We start from the raw sequence: 6,338 nt of genomic DNA on the forward strand, positions 1-6,338 counted from the left end.
AACTAATAAAAAAGGAAAAGAGCTAAAAGCCCTTTTCCTTTCTCGATTTTTTATAAATATTATTTTGAAAATAATTTCTTTGGTACCGCACTCATTACAATGATGATAATGATTGCACTGATGATGAAGCTTGGCAGCATGTATGTTCCATTATATAGGAGCGAGTAAATGGCTACAGGCTGTCCCTTAGGTGCATATTCACCGAAGAACACGATTCCAGAAAAACAATGGCAAATATACCTTAAGGCACTTCCCAAGAATGCACCGAGAATCACATAAGTCATCCACTTTCCTTTTTCATTTTTGGATAACGAATCCTTCACTAGACCAGCAAAAACACCTGCTAACCCCACAACTGAAAAGGCAAGAAAATAATCAATAAATCCTTGTACGAATGTATAGACTTGAGCAAATCCAAGGATAACTTGCAATAAGCCAAGTAAAAATCCTGTTAACAAACCGCCTTTTATCCCCCAACGATAAGCGATTAAGAAGATAGGTACCATGGCAATTGACACCGAGCCTCCCTGTGGCCATATCTTTAAAGATAATATTCCGGCTAGAAAATCTAATAAATAAGCTAAAGCAGAAAAAACTGCCACCTCAGCGATAAACAATGTGTTGCTTCTTTTTTGATTCACCAACGTCTCCCCCAATTCATCTATTTGGACCCGTTTGATCTCTTCCTCTTACAAGATGTACCAAAAAATAGAAGAACAAAAAAAGCAATGCACGACGATAAGGATTGTCTGCATTGCTTTCATATTCGGCAAACCACATCCCTACGCTAGTGTTAACTAACAGGTTCATAGGGTCAGAACATAAACGTTCACTCTCAGCCGCATGAAAAGCAGCTCCCCCTGTGGAAGTATTCAATTGTTTCCATAGAAAAATATACTTTTCTTTATATACATTTACAAGGATAAAATTCAAGTCTTTTATTTTAAAATAAAGGAGGATTTTCTATTTAAACCTCGAATAGATACTGTAAGCAGTTTTTTGTCAATAACATAGGGGGAAAACGGCATGTTCACGGAAAACCAAACAGATTTAATTGATTTTTTCAATCAAAATAAACAGAAATTAATTCAAGATTGGGAAAATGCCATTGTTACCACTAATACCGATCCTTTTAAATTAAAAATTCACGATAACGGCGAGGCGTTACTCGAAGTTTTACTTAATATGCATAAAATGACAGAAAAAGAGCTTTTAGACATCATTGAAAAACTCGCTATTGAAGTATCGGAAGAAAGAGTTTTGGCTGATATAAACCTTGGTGATTTTGTTTATAATGTTAATCTTGGCAGAACAGTTTTATACAGCCAATTAAGTACTACGGGACTTCCATGGGCATCCCTGCAGGAAGCATTAAACAAAGTAAATTTTTGTTTCGATAAATTTTTATACTATGCTGTTTCCCATTACTCTGAAGCAAAGAATAAAATTATTGAAGAAAAGACAATGCACATTGATTCTACCCATCAGGATCGATTAACATTACTTGGGCAGATGACCTCAAGCTTTATACATGAGTTTAGAAACCCCTTGACATCTGTTCAAGGATTTATCCAATTGCTGAAAGCCGATTATCCGGAGATGAAATATTTAGATATCATTTCAAGTGAATTGGATCAACTTAATTTTCGTATATCGCAATTCCTCCTTTTGTCAAAGAAGGAGTTAATTGGTAAAGAAAAGGATGATTTCAATTTAAATACATTAGTGGAAGAAGTATTAAACTTCCTTTATCCAAGCATACTTGACGGAAAAGTAAAAATAAGAAAAGAACTACGAGAAGATATTATTCTTAATGGGTATGCAGATGAAATTAGGCAGGTTTTAATTAATATTATCTTTAATGCGATTGATGTATTGAATCATGATGAAAATCCGAATCCAACAATCGAAATCAATAGCAGTCTAGAAAATCAATTCATCAAAATCAATATTTCAAACAATGGACCTGTGATTCCCGCAGAACTAAGAAAATCCATTTTCGAACCTTTTTTTACGACAAAAAAACTAGGTACAGGTCTTGGCTTGTTTGTATGTAAAGAAATTATTGAAAAACACAAGGGAAAATTAGATTGTGATTCATCTCCAGATAAAACTACATTCTCTATTCTCTTACCTATTGCAGCCCTTACCCCTTAAATAAACAAGAAAATCATAGCACGAATGCCAATCCCACTTTATTTAAAGCCGGGATTTTTTTATTTGTCATTAATAAATCTTCCCGCTAACAACCTGTTATGCATATGATGAACTAAAAATTTTTTATCGGGAGATTAGGCTAATGTTTACATTAAAGGTTGATAATGAAATTGAACTCCAGCTATTTCAACAGCATCACGCCTTAAAACTTTATCAAATGGTGGAAGAGAACCGTGAACATTTGCGTGAATGGCTGCCCTGGGTAGATAGCATGACCTCCCCGTATCAATTTGAATCCATTATTCCGATATGGCTAAATCAATTTGCAGAAAATAGTGGATTTAACGTAGGGATTGTCTATAAGGGTGAGTTGGTCGGCTCCATTAGTTTACAACAAGTAGATTGGCACAACCGAATGACAAGTATTGGATATTACCTTTCAAAAAAGGCAGAAGGTCATGGCATAATGACTCGATCCGTTCAGTTCCTGTTAAACTATGCCTTTTTCCAATTAGGTTTAAATCGTGTTGAAATTCGCTGTGGTATCAAAAACAAAAAAAGCCGTGCTATACCTGAAAAACTCGGTTTTATTAAAGAAGGGATCATTAGAGAAGGCGAACAATTATACGGCCGCTTTCATGACCTCTTTATTTACAGTATGCTTGCCCGTGACTGGAATAAACGAGTTCCTTATTTGACATAAAACTGACTTTCTATTTCTCATGGAGGCTGCCTGATTGGCAGCATTTTTTCTGTTCGATTTGCTTATAGATTTTTTTTTTGAAATAATGTTTAGAGACCAACGTAAGTGAGGTGGCAACCCTTACACCTGTAAGGTGATATATGATTTGGATGAATGTAGTGATTATTGTTATCCTAATAGCCTTTACTGCCCTTTTTGTCGCTTCAGAATTTGCGATGGTAAAGGTTCGATCCACAAGAATTGATCAATTAGTATCAGAAGGTAATCCAAAAGCAGAAGCAGCTAAGAAGGTAATATCTAATTTGGATGGTTATTTATCTGCCACCCAGGTTGGGATTACGATTATCTCCCTTATTTTAGGATGGCTCGGGGAGCCTACTATTCGGGAATTGCTCAATCCTGTTTTTGACTTAATTCACATCCCCTTATCACTAAAACATATTATTTCGTTTATCTTTGCTTTTATTGTCATCACTTATTTTCATGTCGTTATTGGCGAATTATCACCGAAAACAATTGCGATTCAAAAAGCAGAAGAAATTCTCTTGTTTTTTTCTCGTCCGTTAATATTGTTTTATAAATTGATGTACCCGTTTATTTGGATTCTAAATCGGTCAGCTAGGTTTGTTACTGGTCTTTTCGGAGTACAACCTGCATCCGAGCACGATATCGTCCTTTCCGAAGAAGAATTAAGGTTAATTCTTTCGCAAAGTTATGAAAGTGGTGAAATAAACCAATCTGAATATCGTTATATGAACCGAATATTCGAATTTGATAATCGGATTGCAAAAGAAATTATGGTTCCCAGAACTGAACTCATCACACTTTCAAAAGATGCATCCATGGATGAAATTATTGAAATAGTTAAGGAAGAAAAGTATACAAGATATCCCCTTATTGATGGTGACAAAGACAATATTTTAGGTGTTATCAATATAAAAGAAGTCTTAACAGATTGTATCCAGCAAAAATGCACAGGCGAACGACCGCTGCTTCCCTATCTAAAGCCCGTCATTCATGTCATTGAAACCATACCGATTCAGGAGCTTCTGCTCAAACTGCAAAAAAATCGTTCACATATGGCTGTTTTATCGGATGAATATGGCGGGACAGCAGGTATAGTCACGGTTGAAGACATACTTGAAGAAATTGTTGGTGAAATACGCGACGAATTTGACTTGGATGAACTTCCTCTTATCCAGAAAAAAGCCGATGGTCATTTTATTTTAGATGGTAAAGTTCTAATAAGCGAAGTAAACGACCTCCTTGGTACAACACTGGATGAGGAAGATGTCGATACAATTGGCGGCTGGTTTTTAACACAAAAGTTTGATGTACATAAAGGTGACTCCATTGAGCATGAAGATTTTGTATTTCAAATTAAGGAGATTGAAGGACACCATATCTTGTACATTGAGGTTTATAAAGCCGATTCAGATGAAAAACAAGCAGATGCTATTCCTGAGTAAGATCTGCTTGTTTCTTTTTATAAATTTTTGTAATATTTCGTCTTTATTGTTCATATTCACTATGTTTCTCCATAAAATATAGTTATCAACTAATATACTAACCAGAACGTTTGACTGTATAGTTCAAATTCTTTATAATTATTGTTAATTTATTAAATTGTCGAGGTGGTATGATGACCATTAGACGAGATTAGGAGAAACCTAGAAATAAAATCAAGGAAATAGGAGCTAATTTTTTTATCAAACTGGGAGGTGACTCCTTACCTGTCTAAAAACAGGATAAGGGAACTTATTTGGACATATTTAACTTGGTTATTATAGCCATTTTAATTGCGTTAACTGCCTTTTTTGTTGCTTCAGAATTTGCTATTATCCGAATTAGAAGCTCAAGAATTGATCAGTTAATTGAAGAAGGAAATTCGAGTGCTGTGACTTCTAAAAGAGTGATTTCTAATCTGGATGAGTACCTTTCAGCCTGTCAGTTGGGAATAACCATCACTGCCCTTGGTTTAGGTTGGCTAGGTGAATCAACTTTTGAAAAGATTCTGCATCCAATATTCGAAAGACTGAATATTCCAGAAAGCTTTAACCAAGTATTATCTGTTGGCTTTGCATTTGCAGCAATTACCTTTTTACACGTAGTAGTTGGTGAACTTGCTCCTAAAACATTGGCAATTCAGAAGGCGGAATGGATTACTTTGGTGGTATCACGTCCGCTTGTTCTATTTTACAAGGTAATGTACCCCGTTATTTGGTTGCTTAATGGTTCTGCACGAATTACGACAAAATTTTTCGGTCTTAAGCCTGTATCTGAAAATGAAATTGCTCATACTGAGGAAGAACTTCGAATTATCCTTTCTGAAAGCTACAAAAGTGGTGAAATTAACCAATCTGAGTTTAAGTATGTAAATAAAATTTTTGAATTTGATAACCGTATTGCTAAAGAAGTTATGGTTCCAAGAACAGAAATCGTGTCCTTATCAAAGGAAGATACATTAGAGACTTTTCTTCAGGTATTACGTGAAGAGAAATTCACACGGTATCCCATCATCGATGGGGATAAGGATCATATAATTGGGCTTATCAATATAAAAGAAGTAATGACAGATTTAATTGGCAATGAAAAACTAGCTGAACGGACTCTAGAAAACTATACTCGACCAATTATTAGAGTAATAGAGACGATTCCAATCCATGACCTATTAGTAAAAATGCAAAAAGACCGCGTTCATATGGCAATATTAATGGACGAATATGGCGGTACTGCAGGACTTGTAACAGTTGAAGATATCCTTGAAGAGATTGTTGGGGAAATTCGTGACGAATTCGATATGGACGAAATTCCAGAGATACGAAAAATTAAAGAAAACCATTATATTATTGACTCAAAGGTTTTAGTTAGTGAGGTTAATGATCTTTTGGGAGTAGAAATTGACGATGAAGATGTGGATACAATTGGAGGTTGGATTCTAACCGAAAATTACGAAGCAAAAGAAGGCGATACCCTCCTTCATGAAACCTATTCCTTTAAAATTCTTGATATGGAAGAGCATCATATTCGTTATATTGAGGTCACGAAAAACGCCAATAATGACGAGAATGTTAGTCAACAAGTTTCAATATCCAATTCAGAAGTACTTTCATAAAACATTCCTAACCAGACGGATTTTACCCGTCTGGTTTTTATCTGATCATTTACTCACTTAATAAAATGATTATCGAGATTTAGTTATAATCATTTCCTCTTCTATTTTGGCGATTTTTACTAAATGAGAATCGAGGCGGCGGTTAATATGCTGTATTTCGTTACTGTGTGTCTCTTCTATCCGTTGAAGCGATTCTTTTATATCAGAAAGGTCAATTTGATTTACTTCTACACGGTGCTCAATGCTATCCATTTTTTCAAGCCGGGATAACCGCTTTTCAATACTTTCTAATGTTTCATTTAAGGTACGGAATAAACTTTTTATGTCATTAACATTATCTGTGAGCTTATCGATTTCTGGTAC

The 6,338-nt window shown here is 35.1% G+C and carries 6 protein-coding genes and 1 riboswitch; of the genes, 4 read left to right on the forward strand and 2 right to left on the reverse strand.

Translation table 11 applies throughout. The annotated features are described in order from the left end of the window. Positions 1–59: 59 nt before the first annotated feature. The gene (thiT, locus tag V7659_RS03075; protein WP_335453100.1) at positions 60–641 is read right to left on the reverse strand and encodes an energy-coupled thiamine transporter ThiT; all 582 of its coding nucleotides are present in this window, start codon (positions 639–641) and stop codon (positions 60–62) included. 121 nt (positions 642–762) lie between these two features. After that, positions 763–871, reverse strand: a riboswitch (TPP riboswitch). Between the two features lie 155 nt (positions 872–1,026). Between thiT and V7659_RS03080 the strand changes: the two genes are divergently transcribed. From V7659_RS03080 to V7659_RS03095, 4 genes are all read left to right on the forward strand, one after another. Next, positions 1,027–2,157, forward strand: a complete 1,131-nt coding sequence (locus tag V7659_RS03080; protein ID WP_335538023.1) for a histidine kinase N-terminal domain-containing protein — start codon at positions 1,027–1,029, stop codon at positions 2,155–2,157. 142 nt (positions 2,158–2,299) lie between these two features. Next, on the forward strand, positions 2,300–2,860 hold the full coding sequence (locus V7659_RS03085; RefSeq protein ID WP_335538024.1) for a GNAT family N-acetyltransferase: 561 nt from the start codon (positions 2,300–2,302) through the stop codon (positions 2,858–2,860). A gap of 140 nt (positions 2,861–3,000) precedes the next feature. Further along, positions 3,001–4,329, forward strand: a complete 1,329-nt coding sequence (locus tag V7659_RS03090) for a hemolysin family protein (protein WP_335453093.1) — start codon at positions 3,001–3,003, stop codon at positions 4,327–4,329. Between the two features lie 293 nt (positions 4,330–4,622). Beyond that, positions 4,623–5,975, forward strand: a complete 1,353-nt coding sequence (locus V7659_RS03095; RefSeq protein ID WP_335538025.1) for a hemolysin family protein — start codon at positions 4,623–4,625, stop codon at positions 5,973–5,975. 69 nt (positions 5,976–6,044) lie between these two features. On the opposite strand, the gene V7659_RS03100 is transcribed toward V7659_RS03095, so the two are convergent. Then, a partial coding sequence (locus V7659_RS03100; protein ID WP_335538027.1) for a hypothetical protein occupies positions 6,045–6,338 on the reverse strand: 294 nt, incomplete at its 5' end.

The organism is Neobacillus drentensis (assembly GCF_036966985.1).
Classification (GTDB): Bacteria; Bacillota; Bacilli; order Bacillales; family Cytobacillaceae; genus Neobacillus; species Neobacillus drentensis_E.

What these genes read in the sequence shown, in the direction of transcription:
- V7659_RS03080 (WP_335538023.1), top strand. Translation starts at nt 1,027, where the DNA reads ATGTTCACGGAAAACCAAACAGATTTAATTGATTTTTTCAATCAAAAT.
- V7659_RS03085 (WP_335538024.1), top strand. Translation starts at nt 2,300, where the DNA reads ATGTTTACATTAAAGGTTGATAATGAAATTGAACTCCAGCTATTTCAA.
- V7659_RS03090 (WP_335453093.1), top strand. Translation starts at nt 3,001, where the DNA reads ATGATTTGGATGAATGTAGTGATTATTGTTATCCTAATAGCCTTTACT.